Here is a 21,093-nt window from a genome sequence, read left to right as displayed (position 1 = left end):
GGGACGAGAAAGATAATTCGACAGATATTTTGTATGTTGAAACAAAACATACAAAACCTCTGGACATGAAGGCATACTATATACGATATCCGCGAAATTCAGGTAACCTTACCCTCCGGGAGTCATGAGCATGCAGATCGGCGTTCCAAAAGAGATCAAGAACAATGAGTTCCGGGTCGGCCTTACGCCGGAGAGCGTCAGCGAGTTCACCGCGCGCGGGCACAAGGTTCTGGTGGAAACGCAAGCCGGCATGGGCATTGGCGCCACGGATGACGCGTATCGCGCCGTCGGCGCGGAGATCGCGGAGACGGCCGCAGATGTGTTCGCCACTTGCGAAATGATCATCAAGGTGAAGGAGCCGCTGGCCCCCGAACGCGCACAATTGCGCCCCGGCCAGATCCTCTTCACCTATCTCCACCTGGCTCCGGATCCGGAACAGACGCAGGATTTGATGAAATCCGGCGCAACTTGCATCGCCTACGAAACCGTGACCGACCGCACCGGCGGCCTGCCCCTGCTCAAGCCGATGAGCCAGGTTGCCGGACGCCTCGCCGTCCAGGCCGGGGCCTCGGCCCTCGAAAAGGCCAAGGGCGGGCGCGGCGTGCTTATTGGCGGCGTGCCGGGCGTCCATGCCAGCCGGGTCGTTATCATCGGCGGCGGTGTGGTCGGCTTCAACGCGGCGCAGATGGCCGTCGGCATGCATGCGGACGTCACCATCCTTGACCGGAACCCGGATGTTCTGGAACGTCTTGCCACCCATTTCGAGGCCGGCGCCAACACGGTCTATTCGACCCGCGCCACGCTGATGCAGGAAATCGCCCAGGCCGACCTCGTGATCGGCGCGGTCCTTGTCCCCGGCTCAGCAGCGCCGAAACTCATTACGCGCGAAATGCTCTCCATCATGCAGCCCGGCGCCGTGATGGTGGATGTCGCCATCGATCAGGGCGGCTGTTTCGAAACCTCACATGCGACCACGCATGATGACCCGACCTATGTGGTTGACGACATTGTCCATTACTGCGTCGCCAACATGCCGGGCGCCGTCGCGCGCACATCCACCTACGCCCTGAACAATGCCACCCTGCCCCATGCCCTGCGCATCGCGGACAAGGGCTGGAAAGACGCCCTCAGATCTGACCCGCATCTCGCAGCCGGCCTGAATGTCTGGAATGGCAAGGTGACGTGTGAAGCCGTCGCCGAAAGCCTGAATTTGGACCTGACGCCGCTGGCCGACGCACTGGCCTAGAAACTGACCCAAGCGGGGTCAGCTGCCGATCAGTTGGCTCCGCAACCCGGCGCACCCTTCAGGCAGGTCAGCCTCAAAGCTCTTGTTCCCGAACGCCGAGACCGGCTGGAACAGGCGCAAACTGTTGGTCAGGAACACCCTGTCTGCAGCCCTCAGTTCCTCGCGCGAAATCGACCGCTCAGAGACGGCCCGCTCGCCAATTCGCCCTTGCTCCAACAGCCAGTTCCGCATCACGCCCGGCAAGGCCCCATCGCTGACAGGCGGCGTGAAGATCGCCTCGCCCCTCTGCACGAACACATTCGCAACGCTTGCGCAGGCGAGATTTCCCGCCGCCGTAAAGAAGAACGCCTCCTCAAACCCGGCCGCCATTGCTGCGCGCAAGGCGGCAATATTGTCTGTATAGGACAGGGTCTTGTAGCGCGCCACGATGGATGTCGGGTTGCGCAGGATCGCGCTCTCCTGGGCCCGCACGGGTGAAGGAGGCGAACTGGCATCATAGTCCGAGACATTCGCAATCAGGGTCGGCGCAGCGACCGCCTCACCCGCAAGTCCCCGCGCGCCCGCCCCCCGTGTCACAGTGATCCGCAGCGCGCCAGACGCGCGCCCTTCAATCGCGGCGTCCATGACCTGAGCCACGGCGTCTCGTTCCAGCGCAACGCCCAGCGCCGTTGCACCCTCGACCAGCCTGTCCAGGTGCGCCGCACGCAGCACGACCTGCCCGCCCCTCACCAGCGACGTGTCAAACACGCCATCCGCGAGCAAAAGCCCCCGGTCGCGCAGGTCGAACGCTTCGGAATGCTGCGGCGAAGCAGACGGCTGTGACAGGATCATGGGGCGGTCCAGTTCTGGGCGAGGCGAACGAAATTTCCGATCAGGTCAAAGCCATGTTCGGTGAGAATGGATTCCGGATGGAACTGCACGCTGAACAGCGGCAGGGATGTGTGTGACAGCGCCATGATCTCCCCTTCCGCCGAACGCGCATCTACACGCAATTGCTCCGGCAAGGCATCAAACGTCGCGACGAGGGAATTGTACAGGCCGACATCGAACTCCGGTGGCAATCCTTCGAACAGCGCGCCGCCCTCGACATCCAGTTTCGTCGTGCGTCCATGTTTCGGGAAGGCCGACCGGACAATCTCTCCGCCAAAGACCTGCGCGATCACCTGATGCCCGAGGCAGACGCCAAGGATCGGCAGCTTGCCCGCAAAATGACGGACGGCCTCCAGGCAGATGCCGGCCTCATTTGGCGTGCACGGACCGGGTGACAGGACCAGCGCTTGCGGCGCCAGGTCGGCAATCTCGTCCAGGCTGATGCGGTCACTGTCGACCACCGACACGTTCGCGCCTTCGCAGGTCAGGTAGCGCGCAAGATTGAAGACAAAGCTGTCGCGATTGTTGAGGACGAGGATCATGTCTGCTCCCCCGCCCTGAAAAAGGAGGGGGCGATCCGCTCGGCCTTCAATTCGGACTCTGCCAGTTCGCCCACAGGGTCGGACATCAGCGTGATACCGCCGCCGGCAAGCAGCGTACTCTCTTCCGGCAGATGGTCGATCGTGCGAATGAGGATATTGAAATCCATCGCGCCATCGAAGCCGACATAGCCGATGGCGCCGCAATACGCGCCGCGCGGGCGTAGCTCCAAGGCGTCAATGATCTCCATCGCGCGCAGCTTAGGCGCGCCCGTGATTGATCCGCCGGGGAACACCGCCGCGAACAGGTCGAAGCCATCCTTGCCTTCCGCCAGATCGCCTTCAATGGTCGAGACGAGATGGTGGAGATTGGAGAAGGTCTCCAACCGGCACAGCGAGGTCACCGTGACGGAATGAGGCCAGCAAACGACCGAAAGATCATTACGCAGAAGGTCTGTGATCATGATGTTTTCAGCGCGGTCTTTTTCCGATGCCAGCAGGCCTGCCTGCGCCGCCGCATCCTCTTTCGCATCGGATTTGCGCCGTACGGTACCCTTGATCGGTTCGGCCACGACCCGGCCTTTCGCGGACGCGGAGATCAGCCGCTCAGGCGAGGCGCTGGCAAGTATGCGCCCTGCGAAATGACCAAACGCGGCAAATGGCGCAGGCGTACGCTCTCGCATCTCCAGATAATTGGAAAAGGCGCCCGCTACATCAACTGGGGCCGCGACCCAGTTCTGCGCGATATTGGCCTGATAGATGTCGCCGTCGAGAATATAATCCTGTGTGCGTTCCACGGCGGCCACATAATCGATGGCGTGATCCGGGCGCGCCCAGTCCAAGGCGGCGCCGCTCGCCGGCTTGCCGTCCTCACCGTCCAAACGGGCCAGCACCTCCGCGATCCGGGCATCTGCCAGAACATCATCTTCCTCGGCATCGGCTGATGCGAGGCCCGCGGACATGACCCATGTGCGCTGCCCTGTCAGGTCAAAGGCCAGCACGGTGTCATAGAGGTGAAACTCGGCAAGGTCAGACCGGGGCGCGTGGCGAGACTGGAACCGCTCAAGGAAAAGCGGCGCCGCATCATAGGAGACATAGCCCGCTGCGCCGCCCTGAAAGAGTGGGCCACCGGGAATGCGCTGGCGCGCCTGACCGCGAATCCAGCGCCGCACCTCGTCTGATTTGCGGGCGAATCCGTCTTCACCCGGCGTCAAAACGTCCGCCGACACACGCAAGGTCGCAACCGGCGCGATGCAGAGATACGACCAGCGCGAGGACGGATGGTCCGGATCGGCACTGTCCAGCCACAGCGTGCCCGGCGCAGCATGGAACACGGTCGCGGCGCCGACGGGATCACATGTATCTAAAAGGGCGTAGCGCATTCAGGGCCTGATCTGGAAACGAATAGGTCTTGGCTAGATCAATAGAGCCGGACGCGCAAAAGACACGCCCGGATCGCAGTCACTGCTCCTGCCCGCGCCGCCTGTTCGAGCAGGCAGACAGGCAATGTCAGCCACTCATTGAGAATGACTTGCAAGAGCGCAAGAGCCCATGCTAGGAGGCGAAACCTCCACCAGACTGCGCCGGACAGATTCGCGCGTGACCCAGCAAGCGGGCCCGACCGTATGAGCCTCTCCCAGACTGCCAGCGCCAAACGCGCGTCCTTCAAGATGTTCGTCAAGCGGCAGGTCCGGACGGTGCACTGGATGTCCGGTGCGCTGAGCCTTGTGGGGATGATGCTGTTTGCGGCGACGGGGATCACGCTCAACCATGCGCGCGACCTGACCGCGACCCCGAAGATTGTCGAAGGCGAGATCATCCTGCCTGCAGACATGACCGCACTTCTCACTGATCCTGTAGACACTGGCTCTGATCCCAGCCTGCCCCCAGCCATCGCGAAACACCTCAAATCCGAAACGGGCTTTGATGCCGCCGGCCAGCCCGCCGAATGGACCGATTTCGATGTCTATGTCAGCCTGCCACGCCCCGGAGGGGATGCCTGGATCAGCATTGACCGCGAGACAGGTGAAGTCCTGTTCGAGAAGACCAGCCGCGGCGCCGTCGCCTATCTGAACGATCTTCACAAGGGCCGGAATACCGGGTTCGTCTGGTCGCTGTTCCTCGACCTGTTTGCGCTTGCCGCCATCCTGTTCTGCGGATCGGGCCTGTGGCTCCTGCAGATGCATTCCGCGCGGCGCCCCAGCACATGGCCGCTGACAATTGCGGGCTTCGCCTTGCCCATCCTGCTTCTCCTCCTTTTCACCCACGCCTGAGGTATTTCTATGCGCGCCACCATCACGCTTGCCGGCATGGCTCTGCTCACCAGCCCCGCCATCGCCGAGACCCTGGACATCGAGATCGGCATCCCCCGGCTGGACGTGGCCGAATATCACCGCCCTTATGTCGCCACCTGGATTGCCCGGCCTGACAATTCCGTCGCGGCCAATCTTGCGGTCTGGTACCAGCAGGAACGCCGCGGCGAAGACGAGGGCGAAACCTGGCTCAAGGATCTGCGCCAATGGTGGCGCCGTACAGGTCGCCAGCTGGACCTCCCGATTGATGGCGTCTCCGGCGCGACCCGCGCGCCCGGCACGCACACGATCAGCCTCGACACCGAAACCTCCGGCCTGAAGGATCTTGAGCCCGGCGACTATGTCCTGAACATTGAAGCCGTGCGCGAAGTCGGCGGCCGTGAGATGGTTCAGATTCCGTTCTCCTGGCCGGCCGCGACCGATATACCGCTGTCCGTCTCAGGCGAAACCGAGCTCGGCGACATCACCCTCAACATCACACAGGACGAATAGGCCAGTTCCGCCTGCCATTTTCCAAGGAGATACGACCATGAAACATCTTGCCGTCAAATTCCTCGCCGCCAGCACCGCCCTGTTCGCAATTGCGGGCACGGCCAGCGCCCACCGCGCCTGGATCCTGCCATCGACCTTCACCTTCTCCGGTGACGAACAATGGGTCACGGTCGATGCCGCGATCTCGAACGATCTGTTCTTCCCGAACCATCACGCCATCGATCCGGCCTCGATCCTCGTCACCGCGCCCGATGGCCGCGCCGTGGAGATTGAAAACGCCATGCGCGGCGAAATCCGCTCGATGTTCGATTTCAAGATGGACCAGCAGGGCACCTACCGCATCTCCACCGCAGGCGGTGTCTCCTATTTCGCCGGCTGGACCGAGAATGGCGAGCGCAAGCGCTGGCGCGGGTCGCTGGAGCAACTGAAAGCAGACGGCATCGACCAGAAGCCGGGCGTCGAAGTTTCCCAGGCCCAGCGCAGCAATGAATCCTTCGTTACGCTCGGCGCTCCGACCACAGACGTCTTCGCCGCCACTGGCAGCGGTCTGGAACTGAGCCCGGTCACCCACCCCAACGACATCTTTGCCGGCGAGGCTGCCAGCTTCAGACTGCTGCTGGATGGCACGCCTGCCGAAGGCGTCGAAGTGACCATCGTTCCCGGCAATGACCGCTACCGCGATGACCCGGCCGAAACCAAGGTCACGACGGACCCCGCAGGCCTCATCACCTTTACACCTGACCGGGCCGGCCCCTACTGGCTGACCGCCTCCTCCGAGGGCACGATCGACGTCGATGGCGCGCCGATGTCCCAGCGCCTGTCCTATACGATGACATTCGAAGCCCTGCCCTTCTAGGCATGATCCATCTGGTCATCCCGCAGGATCCGGAAGACGACCAGTTCCGCCCCTCCCTGTCAGGTCACCAGCTGTTCCGGCTGAGTGGCCAGACCATGGGGACGGACTGGTCCCTGTCGTATTTTGCGCCGGATGACCGGACCATGGACGACATCCGTCAGGGCGTCGAAGCGGTTTTCTCTGACATCATTTCCCAGATGAGCACATGGGAGGCTGGCTCGGTCATCAGCCGGTTCAATCGCCTGCCTGTCGGCTCCGGCATGGAACTGCCTGAAACATTCTGCGACACCCTGAAGCTTGCCCAGGATGTTGCGCACGCCACCGAAGGCGCCTTTAACCCCTGCCTCGGCACGGACATCATCCGCGCCGGCTTCGGCCCGGATGTGAGCCTCGAAGACACTCTGCCGGACACGCATAGCGCGTGGCGCGACCTCTCCCTGACCGGCAATCTGCTGATCCGCCACGCGCCGTTCCAGCTCGACCTGTCCGGCATCGCCAAGGGATATGCCGTCGACCTCATGGCCGACGCGGTCCAGGGGATGGGCATTTCCCGGTTCCTCGCGGAGATCGGCGGCGAGTACAAGGCATATGGCGTGAAGCCGGACGGGCTGCCCTGGTGGGTCGATCTAGACCCCACCTATGGCGCCGAGGATCGCTGGCGGCTGGCCCTGTCAAACTTCTCCGTGGCGACCTCCGGCAACACCCAGCGGTTCCGCATGGAGCATGGCGCCCGAATCTCCCACATCCTGACCCAAGCCGCCCCGGATGAGGGCGCAGACCTTGCCAGTGTCAGCGTACTGCACCCGGAGTGCGGGACGGCAGATGCCTGGGCGACCGGCCTCTTCGCCGCCGGTGCCACGCGCGGCCTCGCGCTGGCGAATTCCCACAGGATCGCCGCCCTGTTCCAGTTCCATAATGGTCCGGCCATCCCGACCGATCCCCTGCGGCCGATGCTTCATTGATGGCAACAAGGTCACACATGAGCACGAACCTCGACCGACCCTGAGAATAAGTCTCAAAATCACTTGCGTCTGCGGGATTTTGCAATTAGGTCGCAATCGCATCCCTCGCTCACCAAAGGAAACAATTTATGGAATTTTCCAGTTCCGAACCGCATGGGCGCCCGTTCAGCCTCCTGTTGACAGGTACGGCCCTTGGCCTTGCCATGTTGCCCCTGACCGCGCACGCCCAAACCGAAACGCCAGCGAAGGACTCCGACCCGGTCGAAGTGGGCACAGTTGCCATTGACGCCGACGCGCCGGACTACACCGCTGAACCCAATTCCCCGAAATACACAGCGCCGCTGATCGACACGCCGCGCTCGGTGACCGTCGTGACCCAGGAAGTACTGGAAGACACCGCCGCCACCTCGCTCGTCGACGCGCTGCGCACCGTGCCCGGCATCACCATGGCCATGGGCGAAGGCGGCCAGCCTTTTGCCGACCGTCCGTTCATTCGCGGCTATGAATCCACCAGCGGCATCATGGTCGATGGGGTGCGCGATGCATCCTCCCAGTCCCGTGACACATTCAATCTCGAACAGATCGAAGTCTCCCGCGGCGCCAACGGCACGATGGCCGGACGCGGCGCGCCGGGCGGCAGCCTGAACCTGGTGACCAAGACCGCCAAGGCTGACGATTTCGTCGCCGGCTCGGCCGCCATCGGTAATGCCGACTACAAGCGCGCCACGGTCGACGTCAACGAAGCTGTCTCCGAGCAGGTCGCCTTCCGCGTCAACGCCATGTGGCAGGACGCTGAAGTGCCGGGCCGGGACGCCGTCTACGACAATCGCTGGGGCATTGCCCCGACCATCACCTTCGGCCTGAATGCGCCAACCCAGGTGACGGCCAGCCTCTCCCACTATGAGAGCGACGGCCTGATGGATTACGGCCACCCGCTGGACACCGTCACCGGCGAGCCGGTCACCGGCATCGACCCGGACAATTTCTATGGTCTCGTCAATCGCGACTTCCACGACACGGAAGTCGATTCCGGCCAGTTGGAATTCCGCAACAACCTCAATGACTATGTGACCATCCGAAACCTGACGCGGCTCAGCCGGTCGAAGAACGACTACATTGCGACCAACCCGGATGACAGCCAGGGCAACGTCGCTAACGGCCTCGTCTATCGCAATACCAAGAGCAGCAACTCGGTCACCGACTCCATCGTCAACCAGACCGATATTCAGGCCTTCTTCACTTCCGGCGGTATCCAGCACTCGCTGTCCACCGGCCTGGAACTCGGCCATGAAGAGACTGAGCGGGCGACCTATTCCGTCAGCCTCCTGACTCCGGAAGGTGAGTCCATTCCGCGAGGTGGATGTGACCTGGTCGGCGCAGGCGCCATCAGCGGCTACAATTGCGTTGATCTCTATAATCCGAACCCGAACGATCCATGGACCGGCGACATCTCGTTGAATGATCCGACGGAAACCCAGGTCGATACGGCCGGGCTCTACCTGTTCGACACGCTGACCTTCAATGACCAGTGGATCCTGAACCTGGGCGTTCGCGCAGATGATTTCAGCACGAAGACGTCGACCGGCCTGTCCAATCACGACACGATCTTCAGCTATCAGGCGGGCCTGGTTTACAAGCCTGTCTCCAATACCAGCATCTATGCGTCCATCGGCACCTCTGCGAGCCCGTCCGGCGTGACGGCAGGCGACGGCAACGACAATCTCTCCACAACCGAGGAAGATCTGAAGCCGGAGAAGAACGCGAACTATGAGCTTGGCGTGAAATGGGAGCCGGCTGGCCGGAACCTGGCGCTGACCGCGGCCATCTTCCGCAACGAGATCACGGATGGCCACGTCGCCGTTGAAGCGGGCCGCGGCGCCGCGCAACAGGCCGTCGGCGAACAGCGTGTGGACGGTATCGAACTCAGCGCGACCGGTAATATCACCGAAGCGTGGAGCATATTTGCCGGCTACAGCTACATGGATTCCGAAATCGTCGATGCCGGCCCGGTGAATACCGACCAGGTAGGCAACCAGTTGCCGAACACGCCGGAGCACAGCGCCAGCCTCTGGACCACCTATGATGTCATGCCGAAGCTGACCATTGGCGGCGGCGCCACCTGCATGTCCGAGCGCTATGGCAACACGGCGAACAGCAAGAGCGTCGAGGGCTACTGCAAGTATGATGCGATGGCGTCCTATGTCATCAACGACAACATCGACGCTCAGCTCAACATCAACAATCTCAGCGATGAGCGTTACTATGAGCGGGTCTATACTACGCACATGGCAACCATCGCGACGGGCCGCGCCATCATCGGCAGCCTGAAATTCAAATACTGATCCCATCAGAGGGCCGCGAAGACGATCCGCGGCCCTCATCCCCCTGCAAACCTCCGAGGCAATCGCCATGCTGGTCCGAATACCCAATGTCCTGTCCAAATCTGCTGTCGCCGAGATGCGGCAGTTGATCGATTCCGGGACCTGGCTGGACGGCAATGTCACCTCAGGCGCCCAAGCCGCCAAAGCCAAGCAGAATGCCCAGCTGGACGATACCAGCCCGGCATGTCGCGAGGCTGGCAACCGCATCCTCGATGCGCTGCAGAGCAATCCCACCTTCATTTCTGCGGCCCTACCGCAGAAGGTCTATCCGCCGCTGTTCAACCGGTATGAAGGCGGTCAGAATTTCGGCAACCATGTCGACAATGCCATTCGTCCTGTCCGGGGCAGTGATTTCCGTATCCGGACAGACTTGTCCTGCACGCTGTTCCTCGCGGAACCGGACACGTATGATGGCGGTGAACTGGTCATCGACGATACTTATGGCTCCCACACGGTGAAACTTCCCGCCGGCGACATGATCCTGTATCCGTCCAGCAGCCTGCACCGGGTGACGCCCGTGACGCGGGGCGCGCGCGTTGCTTCCTTCTTCTGGCTGCAAAGCATGGTGCGCGATGAAGGCCAGCGAACCCTCCTGTTCGAACTCGACAGCTCCATCCAGTCGCTCAATGCCACCAATCCCGAGCATGAATCGGTCGTGCGCCTGACCGGCATCTATCACAATCTCATCCGTCGTTGGGCCGACGCCTGATCGCCCTTCACGCCCCTCCACAAGGCACATCCTCATGGACCAGACACTTCCTCCTTCCGCCTCATCGGAAACACTCGACGGCCCCCTGGGCCTGGTGCTGGCCGGTGGCCCGGTCGTCTGGCTGCTGATCGGCCTGTCGGTCATCGCCGTTACGATCATCATCTACAAGCTGATCCAGTTCGGCCTGATGGGATTGGGCCGCGCCACGAAAGTGGAAATGGCTGTGAAGCTGTACCGCGAAGACCGCCGCCGCGAGGCACTTGCCGCCGTCCAGGGCGCGAAGGATCCGGCGTCCATCACCGTCGCCACCGCCATTCGCGGCAGCCTGCGCAGCGATGTCAGCGAGGCCGCCGTACGCGAGGAAGTGGAGCGCGTCGCCACGGACGAACTCGGCAATCTGCGATCCCATATCGGCCTGCTCGAACTGATCGGCTCCCTGTCGCCCCTGCTGGGCCTGCTCGGCACGGTGCTCGGCATGATTCAGGCTTTCCGCGCCATGGAAGCGGCGGGCCGCAATGTCGATCCCTCCATCCTCTCCGGGGGCATCTGGGCCGCGCTGCTGACCACGGCCGCCGGCCTGATCGTGGCCATCCCGGTCGTCGCCATCGCCAGCTGGTTCGACCGCAGCATTCTCAAGATCGCCCACACCACTGAAGACGCCGTCACCCGCATCTTCACGCCCGACCTGACCCGCTGGACCGAAGGCTCCGCCGATGAACTTCGCGCAGCAAACGCGTAAGCCCTCTGCCGCAAAGATTGGCCTGACACCGCTCATCGATGTGGTGTTCATCCTGCTATTGTTCTTTATGCTGACGTCGACCTTCTCACAGCGCAAGACTCTGGACCTCGCGGTCCCGGCCACAGCGGCCGATCTCACGCCCGTGGATGAACCTGTCATTCTGGAATTGAAGGCGGCTGGCCTGTTCCATGAGGATACGCCCCTTGCCCTTCAGGACATCCACACCAGGCTTGAGGCCCGGCTCGCCAAGGGCGACCCGGTCGTCATCAAGGTCGCGCCTGGCGTGCCATTGGAAACCAGCGTTGCGGTCATGGATGCGCTGAAGGCGTCGAATGCGCGCGCAATTGTCCTGCAAGGGCTGGAGACGGCCTCGTGAAACTGACCTCCCGTCCCCAGCCCTCTGAACTCGCCAATATTGATGACCGGATCATGCCGCTCATCAATATCGTGTTCCTGCTGCTCATCTTCTTTCTCGTCGCAGGCGTTATCAAGGAAGTCGAGCCGCTGGAAGTGGAGCCGCCCGCCTCAACGGCGGACGTGGAGGCTACGCCCGCCGATCTCACCCTCTATATCTCTCCCGAAGGACGCATCGCGCTGGGCGACCAGATCCTGCCGGCTGACACTGCGCAGGCCGAGCTCGGCGCCGCCGTGTCCGCCGACCCGGACCAGTCCATCCGCCTCATCGCCGACCAGGGCGTCGAGACGGTGAAGGTGATCGAAATCCTCGACACGCTGCGCGCCTCTGGCGCCACACGGGTGAAGCTCGTCACCCGCTCAGAGGCCGCGCGATGAACACCAACGCGATCCTCTGGCCCACCGCCTTTGTCTGCGCCTTCGGCCTGCATGCGCTCGGCCTGTCGGCCCTGAATTTCGAGTCCACTTCTGTGGCAGTCCCGACCGAAACGGAACGCGAAATCATCCTCGCTCCCTTAGGCTCGCTCGACGGCGCACTGACCCCCACCCAGGCGCCTGCCGAACCCGAACCACCCGCGCCGCCACCCCCGCGCAAACCGAAGCCGAAGCCCGCGCCCAAGACGCCTCCTCCGCCTCCGCCCCGCATCGTCCAGCCCGATCCCGCGCGCGTCGTGATTGCGGAAACGCCGGAGCCTGTGAGCCCGCCTGCGACAGATGCGAACGCAGATGAAACACCGCGAAACGTTATGAAACGGACTGAAACACAAAGAACAGCCTCGGCAGCCGGTGGCGGACACGCGGCAAGCAGACGCGACGCGCCAGCCCCGTTCGGGCTGCCCTCGGGCGTGGAAAAGAGCCAGGCCCAATATGCCGGCCTCATCCAGGCCTGGTTGCTGAAGCACAAGCGCTATCCCCACCCGGCACGCGCTCGCCGCCAGCAGGGCGTCGTGAAGGTCTGGTTCCAGATCGATCCGGCCGGTCACATCCTTGAGCAGCGGATTGAGACCAGTTCCGGCCATGCCCTGCTCGACAAGGCGACACTGAACCTGCTCCGCGCGGCCTCGCCCCTGCCACCGCCGCCTGCGGAGCTGCACGCCACGGACCTGACGTTCACGGTACCGATCGACTATTCCCTGAACTAGAGCCTGACGTCAGGCGACGGAACCGGCTGGATATCCGTCGGACGAAAGGTCGAGATCGCCCTTGCCACGAACGCCGCACCTGTCACCAGCAAGCCAATGGAAATAACCATTGCATAGGCATTGCTCCAGTTCACATCCCCTTCAATCAGCTGCATCAGCGGCGCCAGGAGCAAGGCGACCCCGAACACCATTCGGAAGGCCCGGCCCGCCGAAGCCGCGCTCATCCACATGGTCGCTGCGCCTGCAAACGCAACAGATCCCAGCCAGTAGAGCGCGATCAACCAAGGCCCGCTGACGCCGAACAGGCTGACACTCAGCGTGATCGGGAACATGGCCACACTGCCCCAGACCCATCCGCTCCACATGGCTTCAAGACGCGGGGCGGCACGTCCCTTTTCGCGGCGCTTGAGGAAATAGATGTTCAACCCGCTCGCAATGATGATGCAGAGCATGATGCCGAGGATAAAGTAGATCGACTTCATCACCGCGCCGCCGAAATCCCCGAAGTGCAATCGGTACATCGACATGGCGATCTGCTGGCCAACCGGCCCGTCCGAATTGTGCCCCGTGGCCAGCAATTCACCATCGGTCGAATAGGTATAGGTCTCGCCATAGATCAGGCGATCAGTTTCGTCGCCATAGATTTGGATATGCTGGCTCTTCGTGCCGGGTTCATGGACGATCACGATGAACGCGTTTGCATCCGGCACGTCGCGGTCCAGATGGATGAGCGCCGTATCCACCCCGGTCAGCGGCGCCGGTGTGGCATCCGCTTCAATGACTTCGCCGCCAAAGATCGCTTCGCTGAGCTGTTTGGTGTCGCCCCCATAATTGGTCTGCGCGAAGACGAAGGCCACAACCCCGAACAGGCCGATCATCGCGCCTGTCCCGGCCACGGCAATCAGGAAGGGCGCAGTCCAGACGCTGAGACGATTATGAAGGTCCGCCTGCGCCAGCCGGGCCTGCCCCGTGCGGCGGAACCGGAATGCATCCCGGAAGATGCGCGGATGGGCAAGCAAGCCCGAAATAGCCATCGACACCAGCATGACACCGAAAATGGCGACGATGATGATCCCGAGACTGTGCGGCAGTGTCAGATAATAATGGAGTTCGATCAGGAAATCATTCCACGGGGCTTCAAGCGTGCTGGCAATCTCCCCGGTCTCGCTCATCACGAACATGCCATTGTCGCCGCCGGCCACAAAACGAGGCCAGTTGTCACGCGGCGGATACATATAGATGTGAGTCGTCTCAGCGTCCCGTTTCAGAATGTCTGCGGCCGTGGCCTGCATCACCGCTGGCGAGACCTCCTGAACCGTCGGTGTGCCCGCCTGTTCCCACCATTCCAGTTCATCCTCGAAAACGGCGATCGTGCCGCTGACGCAGATGACGAACAGCAAGGCACTGATCACCAGCCCCATGACGGAATGCGCGGAAAGCGCGGAATCTACCCGTTCGCTGGAAGATTTTGGCCAGAGGGATTTTGCCATTGGGGATGCCTCGACTGGCTAGATGAATGCGGCGCAGAGCACGACCGCCAAGGCGGCCGCCGCATACAGGGTGCGGCGCAGTTTACGTTTTTCCATGAGTAGCAGCGTACTCAGCAATGCCCAGAGAAACAGGCTGATGATGAAAGCTGTCACGGCAGCATTGGTCGGACTGCCCGTATCCGGGGCGGTGGCGCGCAAAATGGCTCCGCCTGCATAGATCGAAATCGCGCCTGCGATGGGTCCGGCCAGGAGGAAAGTCCAGATGCCGGAGGCAATACCGCCCGTCCGCTGCAAGGCGGACCGGGGCGCCCCGGCGGGCGCGTCCCGTTCGCGAAGGGGGGCCTGAAGGCCATTGGTTCCCAAAAGCCCGGGCACGGTGATCGCGCCCGCTACGACCAGCATCAGGAGCGAGGCAATTTGCGCCACGCCCCGATCCAGATTGACCATGAACCAGACGACAAGGCTCGCCACCACCAGCGCCCATCCGAGCGCCAGCAAGCCCGGCCGCCCGGGCTTGCGCCATACGGTGAAGAGCAGCGCAAGACCGGAAACCCCTCCGAGGACGGCAAGGATTGCCAATAGATAGTCCGTTGCGGTCATCCAGGCCTGCCTTAGAATTTATAGCGAAGGCTGGCCACGACCGTCCGGCGCTGGCCGGGGAAGCAATCGCCCCGCGTCAGGCAGCCCGTGAGGTATTCCTCATCGGTCAAATTGCGGGCATTCACCTGGAAGTCCCAGGTCTCCCACTCATAGCCGACCATCAAATCGCCGAGCGTGTAGTCCGGCGTCACATAGCGAAGGGTCCCGTTCTCGGAAACCGTCTCGCCAACATAGCGAATACCCGCGCCCGTCTTGAACCCCGACCAGCGACCTTCCGGTCGCCAGCTGGCCCATAGAGACGCCTGCGTTTCCGGAGCAGCGGCCAGTTGGAATCCGTTCGGGTCTTCAGCATCCAGCGTTGAGATCGCTGCCTGGAGATAGACTTCCTCGAGCTGGACATGGCTCTCGAATTCAAAGCCCTTCAGCTTGCCCACGCCTTCCTGTTGGGACGCCGCACCTGGCAGGGAATTCGGATTGTCCAGATTGGAAATCTCGATGTCGAAATAGTTGATCGTGATGAGCCCCGGGAAGGCACGCGGCTCATACTTCACGCCCACTTCATACTGTGTGGCTTCCTGCGGTTTGAGCGGGTTGCCTGTGGTCGTATCCGTCCCGACGACCGTCTCGAAAGATTCCGAATAGCTGGCATAGGGCGCGAAGCCATTGTCGAACCGGTAGAGCACGCCCACGCTGGTTGAGATCGCGTCATCATCCTGAACGGCAGTCCCGCTGTCATTTTCGACATTGTCGCTGCGGACGCCCAGCGTGAAGCGCCAGTTCTCGTAAGAAATCTGGTCGGAGACATAGATGCCGAGATCCTGCACGGTGGAGGCAGGCGTGTCGCTGTAGATTGCGTCGAACGTCGCCTGATCGGGATAGTTGCCATAGACCGGATTGGCGAGATCCAGAACGTAGCGGAAATCGCCTGCCAGAACGCCACCCCCGAAATAATAGGCGGAATCACTGTCCGTCTCGACATCCTGGTATTGGAGGCCGGCAAGGACATGGTGGTCAAAATCTCCGGTGGAGAATTCCGCGCGCAGGCGCAGATCGCCCGCCAACTGGTCGAACGTGTTGTCACCCTGATAGAAGGTCCGCGGAACAGTCGTATCGGTGAACGTCAGTCCCTGCAGGTCTGCTGCAGCCTGCAAGGCAGGGGTCGCCTCCAGAATCTGGTTCAAATAGCGCGGGCCATAGAAGACCGGCCAGGCCTGATGATAGTCAGCTTCGCCTGACCGCCAGAGCGCCGTTCCCTCAAGCTTGAACACATCATTGATACGGTGCTCGCCCAGCAAGGTAACCTGTTGCGAGTCCGTGTTGTAGCGATTGAAGCCCGGCTCACCGGCATATACATTTGTGTCGAGGTATTCGCCGGTGACGCTGTGCGGGGTCAAGGTGCCGTCCACAGGAATGAATTGCGCGGCCGCATCGCTGTCCGTGTCCTGAAGGAGCCCAATAACCGTGAACCTGGTGTCCGGGGTTGGCAGCCAGCTGAGCGAGGGCATCAGGACAGACGTCGTTTCATCCACCTGGTCAATCTGCGTTCCCGTATCCCGGTAGAGGGCGACCATCCGATAGAGCAGCTTTCCCTCAGAGCCCGCAATCGGTCCGGTCACATCGCCCGCAATCTGGTAGTGATCATAATTGCCGACCTGCGCCGCAATCTCCCCGCCAAATTCCTCAAGCGGCGCCTTGGACACATAGTTGACGATACCGCCCGGCGAGCCCTGACCGTAGAGCACCGAAGCAGGCCCCTTGAGCACTTCGACCTGCTCGATTGTGTACACATCGGCGCGGGTGGAATTGTAGCTGCCGAAGAGTTCCTGGATAGAGTCGCGATAGCGCGGGATGCTGAGTCCCCGGGAGAACGGGAAGTCGCCGCGCGTGGAGAACCCATAGGGTTCGGCGGTCACGCCCGCCACATAGGTCAGCGTTTCGGCCAGTTTCAACGCGCCCTTGTCGATGAACATGTCGGAGGTTTCAACCGACAGCGACCGCGCCGTCTCGACAATCGGGGTTTCCGTCTTGGTCGCGCCGAACGAGCCCGTTGTGCCCGTGACAATAACGGTTTCCTGACGACTCTCTTCGGGGTCGCCTTCACCGGAAGACTGCGCCCAGGCCGGAGCGGCGCATGCCAAACCCATAACAAGCGCAATCGTACTGACAGCGCTGATCCGCGATACGTCCATTTCTATGACCCCTGAATTGGCAGTTTTTGAGAATGTGTCTCAATATTAATTGCCGACTAGGGGAAATGCCATTGCAAGTCAATCGCAATTCGGTCCGCTTTCCAGCTGACCTTGCAACAGTGTGGTCGGGCCATCACAGAAGAGAGCGCACACCCAATGGATGTGCGCTCTCAATGGGATACACGTCTCGGAAGTGAGCGAGACTTACTCGGCCGGGATGGCCGTCTCGAGCGTGGTGGAAAGCGCCTTGCGGAAGCCGATCTGGGCATTCAGCACGTCAAAGCTCAGCGCCATCTGACCTTCGCCGGTCTTGGTGCGCACCGTGATCGGCGTCTCCGCATTCCGCTTCACCATCAGAACATCGCCGGTATTCTGGAACGTCTCTTCACTCTGGTTGAGCAAGGTGAAGTTCACAGGACACGTATTCACGATGGTCGCCGAAATCACCGTGTAATTACGCTGGGCCGGCTGCGCTTCAAGCGACAGGCAGGCATCGACGACCGCCTTCACATTCTCTTCCCGGCCCAGCAGATCATCATAGGACCAGGCCACCGTGCGGCCATCGAACAGGGCCTGCTTGAACGCCGCCTGGCTGGCATCCTTGGCAAGGACCAGCGTCATCGGACGGTGCCCGCCGGTGCCGGCATCATGCGTCCAGTCAACAAGGCCGTGAATGTCAGAGGTTCCGAGCACGGTGAGATTGTTGTCGAGCGCAATCTGGAGCGCGTGTTCCGAATGGCCGTCCAGCGTGCCGTTGGCTACTTCGACGCCCTGCAACAGGCCCTCTGCGATCAGTTCCTTGTGATAAGAACTCAGGCGCGCGATCCCGTCCGGCATGTGGGGCAACCAGTTGGGATGGTTCAGGAACACGAAGGCCCCTTGCGCTTTCGCGGCTTCCATCGCCTGCTTCGGCTCTTCCACCAGCAGGGCGTTTGCATCATCCAGGAAGATCGCATTGATGTGGCCATAGGGCTGGTCATGGGTCACTTCGGCGCCATTGATGACCATCAGGTCGAACTCGGAACTGGCGCGCACTTCCTCCGCCACTTCATAGGACCGATTGCGATCCGGGTGGGGCATGTCGGCCTTGTGGGGCTGGTGTTCGAGGTGCTCGGTCACCGCCAGCACCTGCAGGCCATCCAGATGGGCTTCCTTGACCCGGATCGACGGCCAGACTTCTCCGTCGGAAAACACCGAATGGGTGTGCAAGTCAGCGGCCAGCACGACGCTGCCGTCGGCAGTGTCGGGAAACTCGACCGCGCGCTCATGCGCGGTGGCTGTGGTACCGGCGATCATGGCCGTCAGGCCCATGCATAGGAAACTGAATCTCATGTCTCTCTTCCTTGTGTAGGCGTCTGTTTAATCACGGCTGCATCTCACCTCCGTGACACTTGGTAAGGGGTGGCTGCCGACGTGGGGACAAACGCCGGCAGCCTGTAATCATCCAAACGGGGCAGCCCGGTCCCGTCTGCACGGGACCGGGCCATTGGATGACTAGAAGGAGTACTCGTACTGGATCCAGAAGGAGCGCGGCTTCCCGTTCCAGCCATACTGGCGGTAATAGGCGCTGTCGTTCGGACCAACTTCCCCGCGAACCACGGCGCGGTCACGGCTGTAGCCTGAGCCCCCGGAGGCGCGCTCGTAATACTCTTCGTCGAGAAGATTCACACCGCGAATGAGGAAGCGGTGCTGTTTCTCATCGCCAAGGAAGTACTGGACCGAACCGTTCAGGACAAAATAGTCCCCAAAGTTCAGGTCTTCGACGACGCGGTTGCCGTCCTCATCTACCATACGGGCGAGGCTGGTGCCGGCATAGGCCCATTCCGGCCCCTGCCAACGCGGGTTCAGGGCGAACACCCAGCGATCCGTCGGTGTGTAGGTGACGAGCCCGGACAGTGTCCATTCAGGGCGTTCTGAGGACTGACGGTATTCCGAACCTCCGGCATGACCCGGCACGACAAAGCCCAGATCGGTGGTAGTGCCGTCAAGACGGGCCATCGCACCAAAGACCGGGTTCGGCTCCAGGGATTCCATGTCCGTGAAGCTGAAGTCCGCTTGCCATTTGTCGAAGTCGAACGCGACATCCAGGGTGATCCCTTCGATATCCTGTTGGGCCACCGCGTTCACGGCAACCGACTCGTCCGGATCGTTCAGGCCCGCTGCGGCGGTTGCGCAGAAATCGTTCGGCGGAACGATGTTCTGGCGATTGCGCTCGATGGCAGTGGTGTCATTGGTCAGATTATTGAAGAGCGGGTTGGCGATATCGTTTGCGTATTCATAGCAGACCGCACCAATTGCCCGGCTTGAGAACAAATTCTTGATCTCGGTTTCGAAGTACCCGATTTCGACATTGTAGGTTCCGCCGAAGATGTCACCATCAATACCTGCACCGACATTGAAAGCGCTGACTTCCTGTGGCTGGAGGCCGGGATTGATGTTCGCACCGGAGCCGAAAGCGCCGATTTCATCAATTTTCGGAAGGCTGTAGGATGTACCGCCCGAGCCGCGCGCATAAAGACCGTAGCCGAAATCCTGACGCAGGCCGACTTTCCAGATCGACTGGTCATCGAAATTGTCGTTGAAATCCTGGCGGGCCGCGAACGAGCCGCTGAACCCGTCAAGAACCGGCAGGGAGAGCCGAAGATCCCCATAGATGCCGGTGCTCGACAGCGTTACATCCTTGACCCCGAAGGATGCGTCGGAATTATCCGTGTAGGTTGTATTTTGCAGACCGGCGACAAGCTCGACATACTCGTTGACCGTATAAGTGGCCCGCGCATTCAAACCGTAATCCACATACCCGGATTCCCGCTGGTCGGTCGTGCCGAAGCCCTTGGTCAGGCCACCATCTCCGAAGCTCGCCGTAGATTGCACGACATAGCCGATAGGCGCGCCAATCGGGAACGGATTCTGTTGCGTGCCATAAGGCTGGCCGTAGAACGGGCTATCCGGGTCCTGGTTGATGTAGAACGAGCTGCCGCCATTCCAGCTATCATCCGATGCGCTGCCGGTGCTGCCGACCGGATTGGTCACACACCCTGCGGCGAGACCGGAAATACCTGCTGCGAAGCTTTCGAATTCAGAGGCGGTGGAAAAGCCGGAAATCCCCTGCCCTTCGGCAATCGCCTGGATGTCCGCTGGCAGGTCCGACAGGCGCGGAATCTGGCAGATCTGGGCGTCGATCTCATTGTTTTTGAGTTGGGGATCCTGGTAATGCGCTTCGAAATTGAACTTCAGCTTGTCATTGAAGCGATGTTTGAATTCGGCCGTGTAGATCGGGAATTCGGTGAAGTTCGGCTGGAAGACTGTGCTTTGCGGGAACGAGTCACGAAAATCGATCGTCGTATAGGACGCGCCCAGCAGCAATTCGGTTTCCGGGGCAATATCCCAGAGATACTTCATGCCCAGGCTGTTGAAGCTGTACGGGAATTCGTGCCGTCCGCCGAGCGCCAGCACATTGTCACCATAGGCTGCTTCATCGAACAGTTCGTGGGCGTCTGTTTCATAGGAGCGCCCATAGACCAGGATGGAATGCTTGCCCGCCTTGTCCAGCGGGAAGGACATGTTGCCATAGATCTCACGGGTCTTGAACGAGCCGGTATAAACACCGAACTGGCCTTTTTGCGTGCCATCGGGCCGCTTCGTCTTCACGCTCACGACACCCAGGCCGCCATTCGATCCGAAATACAGGCTGTTGCCGCCGCGATAGACTTCGACGCCTTCGATCATGCGGGGATCAATGGCCGTTGCCGGCCAGAGGTCTTCCAGAGGGGATGACCGGTCGAAGAAGGGCACGCCATCCACGAGCAACAAGGTGTCGCGGTCGGTGCCGCCATCGATCCGGATCGTGAACTCGCCCTCATCCGGCGAATAGCCGATATTGGCTCCCCGGATCAGGCCGGAAGCCAGTTCGCCAAAGTTCGTGAAACCGCCCGTCTCGATCTCGTCCGAACTGATCAACTGCACCTGCGTGCCGTATTCGGCAAAGTCCACGGCGATGTCGGATGCGGATGCATCGACCGTCTGGCCCTCAACCCGGATGGTCTCCATGCGGCGGGAATCATCCCGGTCATCAGCCTGTTGCGCCAGCACCGCCGGAACAGCCGCAGTCGCCATCAGGATGCTCAAACCGAATCTCAAACTTCTGTTCTT

At 61.4% G+C, this 21,093-nt stretch carries 19 protein-coding genes; 11 read left to right on the top strand and 8 right to left on the bottom strand.

Annotated elements, in window-relative coordinates; translation table 11 throughout:
- Nucleotides 1-130: 130 nt before the first annotated feature.
- A complete protein-coding gene (gene ald / locus V7660_RS16665) occupies nt 131-1,246 on the top strand; it encodes an alanine dehydrogenase (protein WP_348210367.1) in 1,116 nt (371 codons plus the stop codon).
- An 18-nt stretch (nt 1,247-1,264) separates the two neighbouring features.
- Here ald and V7660_RS16660 read toward each other — a convergent pair whose 3' ends face one another.
- The 3 genes from V7660_RS16660 to V7660_RS16650 are packed head-to-tail and all read right to left on the bottom strand — an operon-like array spanning nt 1,265 to nt 4,037.
- Nucleotides 1,265-2,077: an aminotransferase class IV gene (locus V7660_RS16660; protein WP_335604180.1), complete on the bottom strand. Its 813-nt coding sequence runs from the start codon at nt 2,075-2,077 to the stop codon at nt 1,265-1,267.
- Nucleotides 2,074-2,658, bottom strand: coding sequence for an anthranilate synthase component II (locus V7660_RS16655; protein ID WP_335604179.1), 585 nt, complete (start codon nt 2,656-2,658; stop codon nt 2,074-2,076). Before V7660_RS16655 ends, V7660_RS16660 begins: the two co-directional genes overlap by 4 nt.
- Nucleotides 2,655-4,037 (bottom strand): anthranilate synthase component I family protein, encoded by a 1,383-nt coding sequence (locus V7660_RS16650; RefSeq protein ID WP_335604178.1) that lies wholly within the window; start codon nt 4,035-4,037, stop codon nt 2,655-2,657. The genes V7660_RS16655 and V7660_RS16650 overlap by 4 nt, the downstream gene beginning before the upstream one ends.
- A 243-nt stretch (nt 4,038-4,280) precedes the next feature.
- On the opposite strand from V7660_RS16650, the gene V7660_RS16645 reads away from it, so the two are divergent.
- From V7660_RS16645 to V7660_RS16600, 10 genes are all read left to right on the top strand, one after another.
- A complete protein-coding gene (locus V7660_RS16645; protein ID WP_335604177.1) occupies nt 4,281-4,928 on the top strand; it encodes a PepSY-associated TM helix domain-containing protein in 648 nt (215 codons plus the stop codon).
- 9 nt (nt 4,929-4,937) lie between these two features.
- The gene (locus V7660_RS16640; RefSeq protein ID WP_335604176.1) at nt 4,938-5,459 is read left to right on the top strand and encodes a DUF2271 domain-containing protein; all 522 of its coding nucleotides are present in this window, start codon (nt 4,938-4,940) and stop codon (nt 5,457-5,459) included.
- A 37-nt stretch (nt 5,460-5,496) separates the two neighbouring features.
- Nucleotides 5,497-6,315, top strand: coding sequence for a DUF4198 domain-containing protein (locus tag V7660_RS16635; protein ID WP_335604175.1), 819 nt, complete (start codon nt 5,497-5,499; stop codon nt 6,313-6,315).
- Between the two features lie 2 nt (nt 6,316-6,317).
- Nucleotides 6,318-7,277: an FAD:protein FMN transferase gene (locus V7660_RS16630; protein ID WP_335604174.1), complete on the top strand. Its 960-nt coding sequence runs from the start codon at nt 6,318-6,320 to the stop codon at nt 7,275-7,277.
- A 128-nt stretch (nt 7,278-7,405) separates the two neighbouring features.
- Nucleotides 7,406-9,619: a TonB-dependent receptor gene (locus V7660_RS16625; protein WP_335604173.1), complete on the top strand. Its 2,214-nt coding sequence runs from the start codon at nt 7,406-7,408 to the stop codon at nt 9,617-9,619.
- 67 nt (nt 9,620-9,686) lie between these two features.
- On the top strand, nt 9,687-10,367 hold the full coding sequence (locus V7660_RS16620; protein WP_335604172.1) for a Fe2+-dependent dioxygenase: 681 nt from the start codon (nt 9,687-9,689) through the stop codon (nt 10,365-10,367).
- Nucleotides 10,368-10,401: 34 nt separating this feature from the next.
- On the top strand, nt 10,402-11,106 hold the full coding sequence (locus tag V7660_RS16615) for a MotA/TolQ/ExbB proton channel family protein (RefSeq protein WP_335604171.1): 705 nt from the start codon (nt 10,402-10,404) through the stop codon (nt 11,104-11,106).
- On the top strand, nt 11,081-11,482 hold the full coding sequence (locus tag V7660_RS16610; RefSeq protein ID WP_335604170.1) for an ExbD/TolR family protein: 402 nt from the start codon (nt 11,081-11,083) through the stop codon (nt 11,480-11,482). The genes V7660_RS16615 and V7660_RS16610 overlap by 26 nt, the downstream gene beginning before the upstream one ends.
- Nucleotides 11,479-11,898: an ExbD/TolR family protein gene (locus V7660_RS16605; protein ID WP_335604169.1), complete on the top strand. Its 420-nt coding sequence runs from the start codon at nt 11,479-11,481 to the stop codon at nt 11,896-11,898. The genes V7660_RS16610 and V7660_RS16605 overlap by 4 nt, the downstream gene beginning before the upstream one ends.
- Entirely contained in the window at nt 11,895-12,662 is a 768-nt protein-coding gene (locus V7660_RS16600) for an energy transducer TonB (protein WP_335604168.1), read from the top strand. Before V7660_RS16605 ends, V7660_RS16600 begins: the two co-directional genes overlap by 4 nt.
- On the opposite strand, the gene V7660_RS16595 is transcribed toward V7660_RS16600, so the two are convergent.
- The 5 genes from V7660_RS16595 to V7660_RS16575 form a co-directional block, all read right to left on the bottom strand.
- Nucleotides 12,659-14,152, bottom strand: a complete 1,494-nt coding sequence (locus tag V7660_RS16595) for a PepSY-associated TM helix domain-containing protein (RefSeq protein WP_335604167.1) — start codon at nt 14,150-14,152, stop codon at nt 12,659-12,661. The genes V7660_RS16600 and V7660_RS16595 overlap by 4 nt on opposite strands.
- An 18-nt stretch (nt 14,153-14,170) precedes the next feature.
- Entirely contained in the window at nt 14,171-14,752 is a 582-nt protein-coding gene (locus V7660_RS16590; RefSeq protein ID WP_335604166.1) for a hypothetical protein, read from the bottom strand.
- A gap of 11 nt (nt 14,753-14,763) precedes the next feature.
- A complete protein-coding gene (locus V7660_RS16585; RefSeq protein WP_335604165.1) occupies nt 14,764-16,941 on the bottom strand; it encodes a TonB-dependent siderophore receptor in 2,178 nt (725 codons plus the stop codon).
- Nucleotides 16,942-17,145: 204 nt separating this feature from the next.
- A complete protein-coding gene (locus tag V7660_RS16580) occupies nt 17,146-18,273 on the bottom strand; it encodes an Sb-PDE family phosphodiesterase (RefSeq protein ID WP_335604164.1) in 1,128 nt (375 codons plus the stop codon).
- 162 nt (nt 18,274-18,435) lie between these two features.
- The gene (locus V7660_RS16575; RefSeq protein WP_335604163.1) at nt 18,436-21,057 is read right to left on the bottom strand and encodes a TonB-dependent receptor plug domain-containing protein; all 2,622 of its coding nucleotides are present in this window, start codon (nt 21,055-21,057) and stop codon (nt 18,436-18,438) included.
- Nucleotides 21,058-21,093: the final 36 nt, after the last annotated feature.

The organism is Hyphomonas sp., assembly GCF_036964145.1.
Lineage (GTDB): Bacteria > Pseudomonadota > Alphaproteobacteria > Caulobacterales > Hyphomonadaceae > Hyphomonas.
Note: the sequence above shows the minus strand (reverse complement) of the source record. Positions and strands in the feature narration are given on the sequence as shown.